The 16,182-nt window shown below is 26.8% G+C and carries 19 protein-coding genes, 1 pseudogene and 1 riboswitch; of the genes and pseudogenes, 13 read left to right on the top strand and 7 right to left on the bottom strand.

Annotation, left to right across the window (positions count from 1 at the left end):
- The 4 genes and pseudogenes from KGF39_RS09980 to KGF39_RS09965 form a co-directional block, all read left to right on the top strand.
- Nucleotides 1-247: pseudogene (locus tag KGF39_RS09980) on the top strand (ABC transporter permease); the annotation flags it as partial.
- Between the two features lie 111 nt (nt 248-358).
- Nucleotides 359-1,084, top strand: a complete 726-nt coding sequence (locus tag KGF39_RS09975; RefSeq protein ID WP_227822195.1) for a response regulator transcription factor — start codon at nt 359-361, stop codon at nt 1,082-1,084.
- Between the two features lie 3 nt (nt 1,085-1,087).
- On the top strand, nt 1,088-2,491 hold the full coding sequence (locus tag KGF39_RS09970) for a sensor histidine kinase (RefSeq protein WP_227822194.1): 1,404 nt from the start codon (nt 1,088-1,090) through the stop codon (nt 2,489-2,491).
- Nucleotides 2,492-2,501: 10 nt separating this feature from the next.
- The gene (locus KGF39_RS09965; protein WP_107595406.1) at nt 2,502-3,344 is read left to right on the top strand and encodes a TraX family protein; all 843 of its coding nucleotides are present in this window, start codon (nt 2,502-2,504) and stop codon (nt 3,342-3,344) included.
- Between the two features lie 206 nt (nt 3,345-3,550).
- Here KGF39_RS09965 and KGF39_RS09960 read toward each other — a convergent pair whose 3' ends face one another.
- Complete coding sequence (locus KGF39_RS09960; protein ID WP_054273668.1) at nt 3,551-4,171, bottom strand: flavodoxin family protein; 621 nt, start codon at nt 4,169-4,171, stop codon at nt 3,551-3,553.
- A gap of 197 nt (nt 4,172-4,368) precedes the next feature.
- Between KGF39_RS09960 and KGF39_RS09955 the strand changes: the two genes are divergently transcribed.
- A complete protein-coding gene (locus KGF39_RS09955; protein WP_054273669.1) occupies nt 4,369-4,701 on the top strand; it encodes a winged helix-turn-helix transcriptional regulator in 333 nt (110 codons plus the stop codon).
- Nucleotides 4,702-4,816: 115 nt separating this feature from the next.
- Here the strand turns inward: KGF39_RS09955 and pcp are convergent, their stop codons facing one another.
- The 6 genes from pcp to KGF39_RS09925 form a co-directional block, all read right to left on the bottom strand.
- Nucleotides 4,817-5,458, bottom strand: a complete 642-nt coding sequence (gene pcp, locus KGF39_RS09950; RefSeq protein WP_227822193.1) for a pyroglutamyl-peptidase I — start codon at nt 5,456-5,458, stop codon at nt 4,817-4,819.
- Nucleotides 5,459-5,478: 20 nt separating this feature from the next.
- Nucleotides 5,479-6,411: a DUF979 domain-containing protein gene (locus KGF39_RS09945; protein ID WP_227822192.1), complete on the bottom strand. Its 933-nt coding sequence runs from the start codon at nt 6,409-6,411 to the stop codon at nt 5,479-5,481.
- 21 nt (nt 6,412-6,432) lie between these two features.
- Nucleotides 6,433-7,098 (bottom strand): DUF969 domain-containing protein, encoded by a 666-nt coding sequence (locus KGF39_RS09940; protein ID WP_227822191.1) that lies wholly within the window; start codon nt 7,096-7,098, stop codon nt 6,433-6,435.
- A 459-nt stretch (nt 7,099-7,557) separates the two neighbouring features.
- The gene (locus KGF39_RS09935) at nt 7,558-8,034 is read right to left on the bottom strand and encodes a flavodoxin domain-containing protein (protein ID WP_227822190.1); all 477 of its coding nucleotides are present in this window, start codon (nt 8,032-8,034) and stop codon (nt 7,558-7,560) included.
- Nucleotides 8,035-8,036: 2 nt separating this feature from the next.
- The gene (locus tag KGF39_RS09930; RefSeq protein WP_227822189.1) at nt 8,037-8,450 is read right to left on the bottom strand and encodes an FMN-binding protein; all 414 of its coding nucleotides are present in this window, start codon (nt 8,448-8,450) and stop codon (nt 8,037-8,039) included.
- Entirely contained in the window at nt 8,425-9,054 is a 630-nt protein-coding gene (locus tag KGF39_RS09925) for a TetR/AcrR family transcriptional regulator (protein WP_227822188.1), read from the bottom strand. The genes KGF39_RS09930 and KGF39_RS09925 overlap by 26 nt, the downstream gene beginning before the upstream one ends.
- A gap of 369 nt (nt 9,055-9,423) precedes the next feature.
- A riboswitch (PreQ1 riboswitch) is annotated at nt 9,424-9,467 on the top strand.
- 100 nt (nt 9,468-9,567) lie between these two features.
- On the opposite strand from KGF39_RS09925, the gene KGF39_RS09920 reads away from it, so the two are divergent.
- From KGF39_RS09920 to KGF39_RS09885, 8 genes are all read left to right on the top strand, one after another.
- The gene (locus tag KGF39_RS09920) at nt 9,568-10,536 is read left to right on the top strand and encodes a nucleoside hydrolase (RefSeq protein WP_227822187.1); all 969 of its coding nucleotides are present in this window, start codon (nt 9,568-9,570) and stop codon (nt 10,534-10,536) included.
- 1 nt (nt 10,537) lies between these two features.
- Complete coding sequence (locus KGF39_RS09915) at nt 10,538-11,101, top strand: ECF transporter S component (RefSeq protein WP_107594065.1); 564 nt, start codon at nt 10,538-10,540, stop codon at nt 11,099-11,101.
- A gap of 8 nt (nt 11,102-11,109) precedes the next feature.
- Nucleotides 11,110-11,799, top strand: coding sequence for a radical SAM protein (locus KGF39_RS09910; protein WP_227822186.1), 690 nt, complete (start codon nt 11,110-11,112; stop codon nt 11,797-11,799).
- Nucleotides 11,800-11,924: 125 nt separating this feature from the next.
- Nucleotides 11,925-12,653 (top strand): DNA alkylation repair protein, encoded by a 729-nt coding sequence (locus KGF39_RS09905; RefSeq protein WP_227822185.1) that lies wholly within the window; start codon nt 11,925-11,927, stop codon nt 12,651-12,653.
- Between the two features lie 13 nt (nt 12,654-12,666).
- A complete protein-coding gene (locus KGF39_RS09900; RefSeq protein ID WP_227822184.1) occupies nt 12,667-13,341 on the top strand; it encodes a DNA-binding protein in 675 nt (224 codons plus the stop codon).
- Nucleotides 13,342-13,367: 26 nt separating this feature from the next.
- Nucleotides 13,368-14,204 (top strand): hypothetical protein, encoded by an 837-nt coding sequence (locus KGF39_RS09895; RefSeq protein WP_227822183.1) that lies wholly within the window; start codon nt 13,368-13,370, stop codon nt 14,202-14,204.
- 15 nt (nt 14,205-14,219) lie between these two features.
- Nucleotides 14,220-14,891 carry a response regulator transcription factor gene (locus tag KGF39_RS09890; protein ID WP_227822182.1) on the top strand — a complete coding sequence of 224 codons (672 nt, stop codon included), beginning with the start codon at nt 14,220-14,222 and terminating at the stop codon, nt 14,889-14,891.
- On the top strand, nt 14,881-16,113 hold the full coding sequence (locus tag KGF39_RS09885) for a sensor histidine kinase (protein ID WP_227822181.1): 1,233 nt from the start codon (nt 14,881-14,883) through the stop codon (nt 16,111-16,113). Before KGF39_RS09890 ends, KGF39_RS09885 begins: the two co-directional genes overlap by 11 nt.
- Nucleotides 16,114-16,182: the final 69 nt, after the last annotated feature.

Genomic DNA, 16,182 nt, shown 5'->3' with positions numbered 1-16,182 from the left:
GGAACCCTGTGACTTTAGTCATGGGAGGTTCAGAATGGCAATTCCATATTTTAGTGTAGGATTTATACCAGATGAAGCTATAAAATTTATGTCAGTAACTCCAAATTGGATTATGATGAGTCAACAAATTGTTAGATATAACGTACCAAGTGTCTTGATAGGCTTCTCTATAGCAATCTCAATTATATTAATGGTATTATTAACTAAAATAACATATAAAAATTTTACATCAAGTAAAAAATTTTAACTAAAAATAATAGTGATTTTATTTATATCTTAGTTTAGTTTAAAATAAGATATATGAATTTTAGATAAAATATATGCTAATATATAGGTAAATTGTCATAGGAGGTTGTTTATGGAAAATAGTATTTTGATAATAGATGATGAGGTAGAAATATTAAAGCTTTTGGAAACTGTCTTAAAAAAAGAAGGTCTTAATAACATATATACGGCAAAAACTAGAAAAGAAGGATTAGAAGTATTTAAAAATATTAATCCTGATTTAATTATATTGGATATTATGTTACCAGATGGTGAAGGTTATGATATTTGCAAAGAAATAAGAAAAATCTCTAATTCTCCAATAATGTTTTTATCAGCTAAAACTGAAGAATTAGACAAATTACTTGGACTAGCGATTGGAGGAGATGATTATGTCACAAAACCTTTTAGCCCTAAGGAAGTAGCTTTTAGGGTTAAAGCTCATTTGAGAAGGTTGAGTTACTTTAACGAGGTTCAAAATGAAAGTACAGATTTAGATAATAATAAAGAAAAAATTATATCATTTGGTCCATATAAATTAAATGAAAGTAGGGCAGAACTTATAAAAGATGGAAATCCTATAGGATTATCTGCAAAGGAACTAAAAATATTATCTTTATTTGCAAACAATCAAAATCAAATTATAAGTAAAGAAAGACTATGGGATAAAGTATGGGGAGAAGATTATGTTGGATTTGACAATACTATAATGGTTCATATAAGAAAAATTAGGGAAAAACTAGAGGATAATCCTTCAAAACCTGAATATATTCTGACAATAAAAGGTCTTGGATATAAATTAGCAGTAAAGGAAGATTAGAACATGAAATGGAAGATTACCAGAAACTTTATACTTACAATCGTATTTGTAGTTATATCAGTAGTCATTATAAATATAATGTCTATATTGTATGTGATTTCAAATGATAATTTTTTTAAAGTTGTAGATTCTAAAAATAATCCTGAAGAATTTGTACGTTCTTTTGAAAAAGAGTTATACGAAAAAGATGAGCAACTTAAACTATCCAAAATTGGGATTGATAAATTAGAAAAATCAAATTCTTGGCTACAGGTTTTAAATGATTCAGGAGAAGAAGTGTATGGAATAAATGTACCAAAGGATGCTCCAAAAAAATATACACCATTTCAAATGGTCAATAATTACAAGTATATAGAAACAGAGTATGTTAATTTTGTCTTAGAAAAATATTTAAACAAAAAACATCTAAACATAATAATTGGTATACCTAGTAGAGATATATCAAGAATAATTTTAACTTATTCAAAAAATAATATTAAAGAAACTTTAAATAAAATTATCATTATAACGTTGGTAATTGATGGTGTGGCTGCTTTAGGTGTAGGATACTTATTTAGTAGAAAACTTACAAAACCAATATCAAGTGTACTATGGAGTATTGAGACTATGGCTAATGGAAATTATAGCTTATATATTAAGGATAGAGGTATATATGAAGAAGTTTTTAAAAATATAAATATGTTAGCTGATACTTTAAGAATAAATGAAGATGAGAGAAAAGAAAATGAAGAATTGAGAGAGGAATGGCTGACAAATATAACACACGATATAAAAACACCTCTAGCATCTATACAAGGGTATGCAGAAATAATCAATGACAAAGATTATGAGATTGCAGAAGATGAGTTACAAGAGTATACAGAAATTATATATAATAAGTCTAAGTATATAAAAGATTTGGTTGATGATTTAAATTTATCTACCCGATTAAAAAATAATACTATAGCTTTGAACAAGAAAAAAATAAATTTAGTCAGTTTAGTTAGAAATATAATAGTGGATATTTTAAATGACAATAGATATAGAAATAGGAATATTGAGTTTGAAAGTGATGAAGATTTAATTGAAGTAAGCGTAGATTCAATCTTATTTAGAAGAGCTATAACCAATTTTATATTTAATTCAATAGTTCACAATAACGAGGAAACTTTGATAAAGGTAGAAATTGCAAAAAAAGATAATATAGAAATTATAATAAAAGATAGTGGGGTTGGAATAAATAAAAGTGATTTGAAACATATTTTTGAAAGATACTATAGAGGTACTAATACAGGAGAGTTGCATAAAGGTTCAGGTCTTGGGATGGCTATTTCTAAAGAAATAATAGAGATTCATAAAGGGAAGATTTATGTAAGTAGTAAAGTTGGAGTAGGAACAGAAATTATCATAGAAATAAATCAAAATTAGGAGATAGGATATGGATTTTTTTAAAAATGGGATAAGTGGGTTTACTATTAAGATACTAGCATTAATATTTATGACATTTGACCATATAGCAGCATTCATTCCACAAACAATGCAAATACCAATTTGGTTTCATTGGATAGGTAGAATATCAGCACCACTGTTTATATTTATGGCAGTTGAAGGATTTTGTTATACTAGTAACAGAAAAAAATATATAAGTAGATTGTATTTGTGGTCTGTTATTATGGCGATAGGAAATCAAATAATTAATAATGTATTTCCACATCCAGAAGGAGCTATAATTATAAATAATATTTTTTCAACATTATTTTTAATAGCAATTTATTTACAAGCAATAGAGTTTATAAAGAAATTTAGAAAAGAAAAAGAAGAAAAATATCTTATTATAGGATTATTGATGATAATTATTCCTGTAATTTTAGGAATATTTACAGTAACTTTACTTTTTAAAGCTGCTAATAAGGTTATTACTTTCTTTATGATTTTGGTACCAGTACCATTTTTAGTAGAAGGTGGGCCAATTTGGATTATACTGGGGATTATTTTTTATTTGTGTAGAGGCAAAAAATTTAGTTTAAGTATTTATTATGTTTTAATGTGTATATTTATATTTGTAGCAATGGCAAATGGGGATTATAGTTTAAAAAATTCTATTTTACAAAATTACCAATGGATGATGGTTGCTTCTCTACCTTTAATGTTACTTTACAATGGAGAGAAGGGGAAGAGCTTAAAATATTTTTTTTATTTATACTATCCAATCCATATATATATATTGTATATCTTAGGAATATACTTAATAAATGGGCTTTCAATTGCAAGTACTATTTAATGTATTTAAACAACTTAGAAAGTAGCATTGTAATTTATTTATAAGTATATGATAGAGTGTGTGGTTTGGTTATTAGTGGAATGATAAAACAGAGGTTTAATATAAAAATTTAATACCTCTGTTTTGTTGTTTTTCATCTTAATATATGATTATTTTATTTATAAATTAATACTTTTATTTAACTAATTCTATATTATTTTTGTTATTTATTTTATAAAATTAGTCATAATTTTCTCTTCATATTGTGGTTCTTTAATTCCAGCTTCTTTACCAGCTGAGATACACTTAAGAAGCCATGCCATATTTTCTCCTAGAGTTCGCATAGTTTGTAATCCTTCTTCATCCTTCATAACATCCTCTGGCGTAAATCCATGTACTTGGTTCCAATACTGTGATGACACAATAGGCATGTTGCTAATTGAAAAATATTTATTTAGTTGGTCAAATGTTGCACTAGCACCACCACGTCTACAGGATACAATTGAAGCACCAAGTTTTGTAGCCATGCGACTTCCAGCTATGAAAAACAGACGGTCAAGAAATGAAGTTAGTTGACCACTTGCACTGGAAAAATAAACAGGAGAACCAACAATAATACCATCAATGTTATCAAGCTCTTCAACCAATTCATTAACTTTATCATTCCAAATACATTTTCCAGTTTCAAAACAGGATGAGCAACTAGTACATCCTGGTATTGCTTTTTTGCCTAAATACAATATTTCTGTTTCAATATCGTGTTTATTCAATACTTTAGTAATCTCATTTAATGCTGTATAAGTACATCCATATTGGTTTGGGCTACCGTTTATCAATAAAACTTTCATTATAAATTTCCTCCAGTAAACTTTATTTAATAGACTTTCTAAGAGATATTTCTGCATGTCTTTTTTTAACCATATAAAATACCTCCTATTATCAAATTGACTTTCAATTACTCTTACACTATAATTTTATTATAAATTATTCTAAAAACAAGTACGCACATTTTTGTTCAATACTAACCAAAAGGAGAGTGTAATATATGGGTATAGATTGTATCTCAAATACAGATTTAAGTGAAACGGGATTTAGTTATACACTTTCACTGATTAGTGGCAAATATAAAATGATAATTCTTTACTGTCTTGTAGAATTTGAGGTTGTCAGATATAATGCATTAAAGCGTTATATAAATACTATTTCCTATAAAACTTTGAGTTTATCTTTAAAAGAATTAGAAGCAGATAACTTGATTATTCGTACTGAATATCCTCAAATACCTCCTAAGGTAGAATATAGTTTATCAGAAAGGGGAAAATCTCTGATTCCAATTTTAGATGCAATGTGTGAGTGGGGAGAGAAGAATAGACCTTAACTTTGTATCTGTACATATAATAAAAAGACTGTGAGTAAAATCGTTTAAATGATTTATTCACAGTCTATATTTAAATAATTCTTATTTGTAACTTATAAAAATACTTAAAAAATTATTATGAAATTTCACCACCAATTTCCTTTATATCTTCTTTGTATATAATACAAGCTTCTATAGCCAATTCTAAACCTTTGACTATTTCTTCTAAAGACATAAATGGTGTATTCTTTTTATTTATTATTTGTGAAGTCATATATGGGATGTGTATAAATCCCCCCTTTATATTAGGATATTTCTTGTCTATCATATAAAGAATTCCATACATTACGTGATTACAAACAAATGTACCCGCAGTGTTTGAAACACTAGCTGGAATTTTATTTTCATTCATATGTTTTACCATGGCTTTTACAGGTAATTTTGAAAAATATGCAGGTTCACCATCTTCTTTTATAACAGTATCTATAACCTGATTACCTTCATTATCTTTTATTCTAAAATCATCTATATTTATAGCAACTCTCTCAGGTGTAATATGAAATCTACCTCCAGCTTGTCCAACTGATATTACTATATCTGGATTGTGTTCTTGAATAGCTTTATCTATAGCTTCAACCGATTTTGTCCTAACTGTTGGTATAGTTATTTTTATAATTTCTGCACTATTTATATTATCATTGACCCTTTCAACTGCTTCTTGTGCTGGGTTTATTGGTTCTCCACCAAATGGGTCAAATCCTGTTAACAAAATTTTCATTATTTTACCTCCTAATTATATTAAAATCCTAAAAAGTACATTACTAATATATGGGCTATAATTAATACCAAAGCAACTGGGGTTTGATACTTTATAACAATATAATCATTTTTACATTCTAGTAAGGCTGCTGGAACGATGTTAAAATTAGCAGCCATTGGAGTAAGTAAAGTTCCACAGTATCCTGCTGTTAATGCTAATGCTCCAATTATAGCAGGATTTCCACCTTGTGACAATACAAAAGGAATTCCAATTCCTGCCGTTATGACTGAAAATGCAGCAAATGCATTTCCCATTATCATGGTAAATATAACCATCCCTAATACATACGCTATAACGCCAAATAATCTATTATCAGCAGGAACTACTCCAGATATCATGTTTGAAATAACTTCACCAACTCCAGCCTGAGTAAATAAAGCTCCTAATGCAACTAGAAGTTGTGGTAGCATACTAGCAGGTCCCATTTGTTGAAGTAATCTTGAACCATCTTGAACTGATGTAGCAGGTTTTGATTTGGTTATTATAAGAGCTGATATTAATGCAATTATTGAACCTACACCTATTGCAAACTGTGAAGAATTATCAAAATTAGAAAGGCTCATAGCTACAATTACCGCAGCAAATGCTAATATTAATGATGGTATAAATATTTTGTTTTTAAGTTTATCTGCATGTTCTTTTCCAAAATTCTCATCTGGTTCTTCATACTTTGCAAATACAACTTGTTTAGAAAGTGTCAATAAACTAGATAATATTAGTATTATTCCGATTATATTAGCTGGAATCAATCTACCAAATATGAATGGCAGTGATATAAGTATCCAAAATAATGATGTACCATATTTTTTATTGTTACTTATAGTAGTAAAAGACTTATATGCTATGACAATCATTAAAAACCCCATTAATGCGTAAAAAATTTCTAATGATATATTTATAAAATTTTGCATTTCTATTCCTCCTAAATAAATCTATTTTTTATGACTCTTATTTAACTTTTTATCATATAAGGTAAACTGGATTGTAGCTACTACAAGTGCTATTACTGCCATAATAATACTAGCTTTTACAATATTAATTCCAGTTACATTATATCCAAATTGAGTAAGAGTAGAGGCTATAAGTAATACTCCACTACTACCTGCAAATAGGTTTTGACCATAAAAGTTTCCATAGTTTTCTGATGCAGCAGATAATGCTTTTATGGCTTCTTCATCCGATTCTTTTAGTTCATCACTATTACTTAAACCAGCAGCTTGTGCCATAGGATTAACAAGTGGTCTTACAAATTGAGGATGTCCACTCATTCTGATTGATAGAGCACCAGCTATTTGTCTAGCTATCATGTATATAGTAAGTACTTTTCCTGTTGTGAGTCTTTTTAATTTTTCTATTAAAGAAACAGCTCTTTGTTTTAGACCATATCTTTCTAATACACCGATTACTGGCAATGTCAATATAAATAATGATACGCCTCTATTTGAAACAAAAGAGTCCCCTAAAACTGTAAAGATTTGATTAAAATCTAATCCTGCAACAATTCCAGTTGCTACTCCTGCTAATAATACAGTAAACAATGTGTCGATTTTAAGTATAAATCCAATTACAACTATTAATATACCAATTAGTTTTATCATAAATTATTCTCCTTCCATTTCTATATATTTTTGATTTAAATTTATTTAATGGATAAAGTTAAACTCTTTTTATAGTATTTGCGTTAATAGGACTATTATTATAAAATTTAAGAAAAAATAGGGAAGATGTTTTAAAGTGTCAAAATAAATAAGAGTTCTGTAAAGGAATTTGAATAAGAATGATTACATTTTAAACTAATATGAATTGATTTTAATAAGTTTATAGTTTAAATATGTGACAATGTTTGAAATAGTAGTTTTAAATTAGATATTATAAAAAGGAGCTGTCTCAAAATAGAGATAAGCTCCTTTTTTATTATAATGAATAAAATATATGTTAAGTACTAATTTCATTAGATTTCACTAAGAATAATAAAATTTTGGTAAAGATTAAAGACTATTTTTGGCAATATTACTTATAAATAAAAAGAGTTTATTATAGAGATAAGTAATTTTATTTTAGCTATTAAAATTTCTTAAAAAATCGTCTATATTATCCTGTGATATTCTAAAACTGTCATAATTACCTTTTGTAACAGATTTCATAATAAGTTTATCTAAAAATTTCATTTTTTCTAATCGAGCTTCACTACCAAAAATTCCAATCGCCTTTGCACTTTCTAATAAAGATGATGGAAAGTTTGATTTTAAATATTTGTCTGCTTGTTCAGAAAAGCCACAACAAAGGAAGATACCAACTTGTTTTTTGTTTAATAATTCTATGTTATCGTTACATAATATACGGATTTTTTTTGAAACTGAACCAACATATATAGAGCTTCCAATAATAATTTTATCAAATTTTGATAATTCAATTTTAATATTCTTATTGTTAATATCAACAATAGTGACATTATCCGATAGTTTATTTTTTAGTATATTCGCACAGTCTTTTGTACAACCATATTTACTTGAATATATAATAATAGTATTCATAATTATTCTCCTTTTCTTAAAGCATTTTCTACAGCTTTTCGTATAGTATCACTGCTATAAGTTGCAGAACTTATAGCATCTACATTTAAAGACTGTTGCTCAATAATATTTGTTATAATCTTTTCAGCAGGTTTACCTAAAAGATTGTCATGTTTTAGTATATTAATATTTTGGATTCTACCATTATTAACTTCAACAGATACAGTAGCTTTTACTAGTTTATTATCAGCGCTTCCAGTATAAATGCCATTTTTTACGTTAGCGAGATTTATATTTTTCACCACTAACTTTTCTGGTTTTAAGTTACTTGCAATTAAAATAATAATAAATACAAATACAAAACATAGAACCACTGATATTTTTAAAATTTTTAAAGATTTTTTCTTCTTATTAGTAACTTCGTTTTGAGTTTTCATTATAAAGTCCTCCCACTAAAATTTCTAAGAAATTGTCTATAATCTGAGAAAAATTATGTAAAGAATACAATTGATTTTCTACAATACATAAAACGAATCCTAATAGCGCACTTATAAGCATCCATGAGGTTTTATCTACATCTTGCTTAAATATTCCTTGCTTAATCCCAATGGAAAGGAGTTCATCGAGCATTTTTATACCATTATTACTAGGTGTACTATTTATATTTTCAGATGCAAATATAAAATTCATTTTACTATGCATAATGGCTTTTGACATCTCTGGTTCACTAGAGAGAGTTTTTATAAAGCTAGTCATAATTTTTATAATTTGTATATCTATTGGTAGAGAAGAAGAATTATGCATAAGGTCAATAGTGTTACTTTCTATTGTGTTATAAAGCTTATTGGTCATATCACTGATAATCTCTGCTTTGTCTTTGTAGTAAAGATAAATTGTAGTTGGAGAATACTCTATTTTTGTAGCAATTTTTCTTATCGATAAATTTTCATATCCATATTGATTGATAATTTCGATGCTAGCATCAATAATTTTTTTCTTCATTTCTGCTTTTTCATTTTTACGTCTTTCTTTAATACTCATATAATCACCTCATAACTTAACAGTGTTAACTTAATTTACACTGTTATTATATGTTTAAATTTTAATGTTGTCAATAAACTATTTTTTTATGCTGTTAGTAAACTATTAATAATATAAGTTAATATATTTTTATAGATAATAAGTTAGAGTTATTAATTGTAATATTTGCGGTATTGTTGTATAATAATAATCGGTTTAAACGTGCCACATTTTGTTAAAGTTAGTTCATAACTTTAAACAAACTTTAATAAAATACATTAAAATATAATAAATTCTTTTATACTATAAAATTTATTTTATAGTTATTAAATCAGATGTTTGAAGTTTTTTTATAGTCTATAATAAATAGCCTAAAATTAGAATTTAACATCTGTACTTGTTCGAGAACTCCAAGTATAAAAAACTAAGGAATTATATAGTGGCAGTATATAATTAATACCCTTAGACACACCTTTTTGAAAGTGGAAAAAAGATGTGTAGTTCTCCTCGACCACAAATCAAGGAGGATAAAAAATGGAAAAAAGAAAAGTAATAATTGATTGTGACCCAGGAATTGATGATTCTTTGGCAATCCTTCTGGCTTTAAATTCACCAGAGCTAGAAGTAATAGGAATTACCACATGTTGTGGAAATGTTCCAGCAAATATAGGTGCAGAAAATGCACTAAAAACACTCCAAATGTGTTCTTCACTAAATATACCAGTATATATAGGAGAAGAAGCACCACTAAAAAGAAAACTTGTAACAGCTCAAGATACACATGGAGAAGATGGTATTGGAGAAAACTTTTATCAAAAAGTGATGGAAGCTAAGGCAAACAATGGAGCAGTAGATTTTATAATAAGTACTTTACATAATCATGAAAAAGTATCAATAATAGCACTTGCACCACTTACAAATATAGCTAAAGCACTTATGAAAGATAAAGAAGCCTTTGAAAATCTTGATGAATTTGTATCTATGGGAGGAGCATTTAGAATTCATGGAAATTGCTCTCCAGTAGCAGAATTTAACTATTGGGTAGACCCACACGGAGCAGATTATGTTTACAAGCATTTATCTAAAAAAATTCACATGGTAGGTTTAGACGTAACTAGAAAAATTGTACTTACTCCCAACATTATTGAGTTTATAAATAGACTTGATAAAGAAATAGCAAAGTACATAACTGAAATAACTAGATTCTATATTGATTTCCATTGGGAACAGGAAGGAATAATTGGTTGTGTGATAAATGACCCTCTAGCAGTAGCATACTTTATAGATAGAAGTATATGTGAAGGATTTGAATCATATGTAGAGATTGTAGAAGATGGAATAGCTATGGGTCAATCTATAGTAGATTCTTTCGATTTCTATAAAAAACGTCCTAATGCAATTGTTCTAAATGAAGTTGATGAGAAGAAGTTTATGTACATGTTTTTAAAGAGGCTTTTTAAAGGTTATGAAGACATTATAGACTCTGTGAAAGGAGTGATATAGTGTGAAACCAAAAATATGTATAAAAACTATTACTCTTATAGCTTTTGGTATAGCTATAAATATAATAGGTGCATTTATAGCTATGGGATTAAGATTACCTATATACTTAGATTCAATAGGAACTATAATGATAGCCTCACTTTTAGGACCTAAATATGCTGTCATTACAGGTGTGTTTGGAAGCCTAATAAGTGGAGTTACATTTGATGTATATTCTCTCTATTTTGCACCAGTTCAAATATCAACAGGCTTACTTGCTGGAATAGCATTTAAAAAAAATTTTTTAAATGGTATAAAAACTCCATTAGGAGTACTATTATTTGCTATTCCAACATCGATAATAAGTTCAATAATTTCAGCTTTTTTGTTTGGAGGTATGACATCCTCAGGTTCTTCTTATATAGTACAAATCTTGAAAGTATTAGGGCTAGGAGATGTCTTTAGTGTATTTGTAACTCAAATTTTCACTGACTATGCAGATAAGTTGGTAGCAGTTGTTTTAGTGAATATAGGATTAAATGCAGTTCCCAAAACTTTAAAGGTATCATTGACTGGAGAAAGATAGGAGAAAAAATGGATAGATACAGTAAGATAACAAATAAAAATCAAAGAGAAATTGTTTTACTTAAAGGATTTCCTTGTATATGGGGAAAGTGTTCTTTTTGTGATTATATAGATGATAATTCTAATTTAGAAGAAGAGATGAACAAATTAAATCTGGAGGTTTTAAAGAACATAACTGGAAAATATGGAGTCCTTGAGGTCATAAATTCTGGCAGTTGTTTTGAACTACCTAAGGATACTTTAGAACAAATAAAATGTATTATAAAAGAGAAAAATATAAAAAAATTATTTCTAGAAAGTCATTGGTCTTATAAGAACAGGCTTAAAGAAATGAGAGACTATTTTGAAATTCCCATAGTATTTAAAATTGGTGTTGAAACCTTTGACAATGATTTTAGAAATAATGTTTTAAATAAAAATGCAAAATTTAAGACTCCACAAGATGTAAAAGACTATTTTGATTCGCCATGTATTATGGTTGGGATTGAAGGGCAAACAAAAGAGATGATAGACAAAGATATAGAGATTATATTAAATACTTTTGAAAAAGCAACAGTGAATGTTTTTATAAATAATTCTTCTAGTATAAAAAGAGATGAAGAGTTAGTAAAATGGTTTATTAGTAAGTATAAATTTTTGGATGAAAATCCAAATATAGAAGTTTTATACAACAATACAGACTTTGGTGTAGGAGATTAGCATTAATTTTGTTGAAATTTTCTTTTAAAAAACTTAGTATATTTTTTAAAAAGCTTCTGATAGTTAGAAGCTTTTTTTGTAGAGTTTTATGTTACAATAAGAAAAAGGAATTAAGGAGTAAATAAATGATATTTAATAGGGAAAAATGGGATAATTTGGATTATAATGAACTTTTAGAATATATGAAGTCTATACAAGATATCAGATATAGAGATTTTAATAAAAAGATCATACCTGGGGCAGATAATATAATAGGTATTAGAATTCCTAATTTAAGAAAGTTATCAAAAGAAATAAGCAAAGGAAATTGGAAAGAGTTTTTAGAAATAGCAGAGGATACATATTATGAAGAAGTTGTACTACAAGGTATGATAATTGGCAATATAAATAGTAACTTTGAAGAAACTTTATACTATATAAAAAGATTTGTACCTAAAATAAATAATTGGTCAGTTTGTGACGGGTTTTGTTCTGGTTTAAAATATACAAAAAAATATAAAGAAAACATGTATGATATACTTAAACAATGTGTTTATTCAGAAAATCCGTGGGAAATTAGATTTGCATTAGTTATGTTTTTAATATATTATGTTGATGATAAACATATTAAACAAATTTTTGAATACTGTAATAATATACAAAGTAAAGAATATTATGTTAAAATGGGTATGGCATGGTTGCTGTCAATTTGTTTTATTAAATATGAAGAAGAAACATTTTTCTATATAAAAAATAATAATTTAGATGATTTTACTTACAATAAAACGCTACAAAAAATAATTGAATCAAATAGAGTAGATTCAAAAAAGAAGAATATAATAAGAAGTATGAAAAGAAAGACAAGAAGATATTGACGGAGGAATGTTAATGAATAACAACGAGGAAAGAATTGATAAATTTTTAGAACTTCAAAGCAAAGGGATTAAATTTGCAGAGATAGCTCAAAATCTAAAAATTAGTCAAAGTACTTTAAGAACCTTTTTAAATAAAAAAGGATATAAGTCAGAAAAAGGTAAATACATATTAAAAGACGAATTAAATTATAATGAAAACTTAGACAATGGAAACTTGGAAGAGAAAAAAGCTAAAGAATATGAAAAAAATAAAAAGAATAATACAAGTAATAGAAAAAAAGTAAGCACCAAAAAAAAGATTTCTAATGAAAAGATTTTAAGCAAAAGTGTTGAACAAATTGAGTTTAATAGCACAGATTTAAAAAATACAAAACCAAAAAAAAATGTTAAGCCTAAAAAAGATAGAAAAATAAATATAACTCAAGAAGATTTAGATAAGCTTTGTGAAGTATATGATTGGTATTTAGAAGTAAAAGATTACAATATAAAGCCTAAAAAAGCATCTAATAAAAAAGATATACATATAGATAATGAAACCATAGATGAATTAAAAACAACAAGAATACGTATAGACAAAGAAACATGGAATGATTTTGAAAGGTTATGTAGTAATTCAAATTTTGAAAAACATCAAATATTTACACAAGCATTGAAAGAATTTATGAAAAAATATAAGAATCTACTATAAAAATACTACTATATGAGGTGCTTAATATGAATAAAATAGTAAAAAAATCAATATTTCTAATGATTACATTAACAATATTTACTTTTACATTGACAGCATGTGAAAAAGAGGAACAACCTGATACAGTCGACATTCAAACAAAAGATAATAATGAGGTAAAAATAGATGAGGGAAATGCAAAAGTATTGAATATAGGGAAATCAGAAATTATAAACATAGATGAAGGTGATAAAGTAGACACATCCACAAAGATAGAAAATAATTCAACTTTTAATGTATCAAATGTTGAGTTAATATATAATGAATATGATGAGAATAAAAAAATTATTTCTTCAGATAGTAAGGCTTTGTTGGATATGACTCTAATGCCTGGGAAAGTTGCTTATATAGAATATGGGCATAAAACTTTTGCAAAGAGTGTAGAAGTTTATGCATATGAATATGAAGCAGAGGGCAAGATTGTTTATGTTAATTTAAAAAAAAATACTATAGATATAAGAAATAATAATATTAAGCTAGAAAACAGTAGTCAGTATGAGGTAATATCTACATCAGAACTTAAAAAAATAAATGAATCAAAAGAGGGAATTACATATCAAATAAAAGTAAAAAATTCATCTTCAAAAGATTTAGGAAATACTATCCTTAAAACAGCAGAAGTTAATGAAAATGGAGAATATTTAATGGTAAATCGTGTACCATCATATAAGATTTTAAAAGCTTCAGAAGAGACAGATATAGATATATTGTGTTCAACAAAAGCAAAAAATGTTGAAATAGTAGGATATACGTATGATGATATAAAAGAAAAAGCCAATGTAGATATTGACTTAAAATCTCATAAAGTTAAGATAGACAAATAAAGGTAGGGGATATTTATGAAGGTTTTGATAGTTGAAGATAATAAGATACTTTTAGAAAGTGTAGTAGAAGAACTTAGCAAACATTTTGAAACTGAAAAGTGTGAAGATGGAGAAGAAGCCTTATACTTGGTGAATCAAAATATCTATGATTTAGTTATTTTAGATTTAATGCTTCCTAATATAAATGGAATTGATATTCTAAAGAAGATGAGAGTTAATAATATAGATACGCCTGTACTTATATTGACAGCTAAAGAAGCCTTAGACGACAAAGTAGAAGCATTTACTATAGGAGCTAATGATTATTTGACAAAACCTTTTTATATGGAAGAATTAGTAGCGAGAGTTTACGCCATACTAAGAACTAATGGAAAGATAAAAGAAAGAAATGGATTACAATTTAAATCTTTATATTTGGATACATTAGAGAAAAGAGTATATATTGAAAAAGAAGAAATAAAACTTCAAAACAAGCAGTTTAACTTGCTTGAGTATTTTGTATTAAATAAAGGTTCAATTTTGTTAAAAGAACAAATTTATGATAGAATATGGGGAATTGATTCAGATGCAACCATTGAAATAGTGGAGGTATATGTAAGTAATCTAAGAAAAAAGCTCAGTAAATATGGATATGATAAATATATTAAAACTAAACGTAAGGTAGGATATATATTCGATGATAAATAAGAATGTATTTACTAGTACTAAAAATCATCTAATAAAAATGTATATTGTTGTAGTAGGCAGCTTTTTGATAATCTTTTCTATATTTATATATTCATATTTTAGAGGACTTACATATAGTGGAATTGATAGTGAGATAAATGATGAACTTGAATATATAGTTTCTCAATTTAAAAGAACATCATTTTTGGACCCAATAAGACTCAAAGACCCTAAAGATATGGTATATGTATATGAAGATGGTAGAATAAGTTATTATACTCAAAATGAATATTTTGATGAGTTGCTTCCAGATAGAAGACTAGATAAAAAAAATTCATTTTTTAAATACACAGAAAACGGATATACTTTTAGAGAATTAAATGTGGATGTAGGTAGATACCAAATACAGATAATTAGAAATATAGATTCTGAGATGAATTCTTTAAAACAGCTTACATCTGTTCTTATAATTGGAATATTGATTTCTGTAATAATTACTTATTTTGTTGCTGTATATCTTACTAGAAAAGCTTTAATTCCAATAGAAACAGCATGGAAAAATCAAGCTAAGTTTATACAAGATGCTTCTCATGAATTAAGAACACCGATAACAATAGTTTCATCAAAATTAGAAAGTATGTTAAAATCCCCAGAAAGTACAGTGAATGATGAAGTTGAAACAATAGCTACTGCAATGAAGGAAACTAGAAGACTTAAAAAAATGATAACTGATTTATTGTCTCTTACTAAAGAAGATTCTATTGTTAAAATCAATTTAGAAGAAGTAGACTTAGAAAAGTTATTGGAAGAGGTATCAGAGGATTATATTGATATCGCTGAATTTCAAGAAAAAAGATTTGTATTTAATTCTAAACTGAAGAACAAAGTTATAACAACAGATAAAAATAAATTAAGACAGCTTATATTGATTTTTCTTGATAATGCTTTTAAATATACAAAGCTGGGTGATGAAATAGTATTAGAATTAAAAGAAGAGATAGAAGATGAGGTGATTTTACTTATAAGTGATACTGGTATAGGCATAAAAAAAGAAGAAATACCACTTATATTTGATAGATTTTTTAGAAGTGAAAATGTAAGAAATAAAGATTTAGAAGGTTCTGGAATAGGGCTTTCAATAGCTCGTATGATTAGTCTGAATTTGTCTATTGAGGTAAATGTAACTTCTGATATAGGTGTTGGAACTACCTTTGAATTATCAATACCAAAAAAGTTAAAATAATAAAAATATAAAAACTTGTTTTTAGAAATCAAGAATGGGTATACTAATTAGTATAAAACAAAATATAAA

The organism is Clostridioides sp. ZZV14-6345 (assembly GCF_020657775.1).
Taxonomy (GTDB): Bacteria; Bacillota; Clostridia; order Peptostreptococcales; family Peptostreptococcaceae; genus Clostridioides; species Clostridioides difficile_D.
Note: the sequence above shows the minus strand (reverse complement) of the source record. Positions and strands in the feature narration are given on the sequence as shown.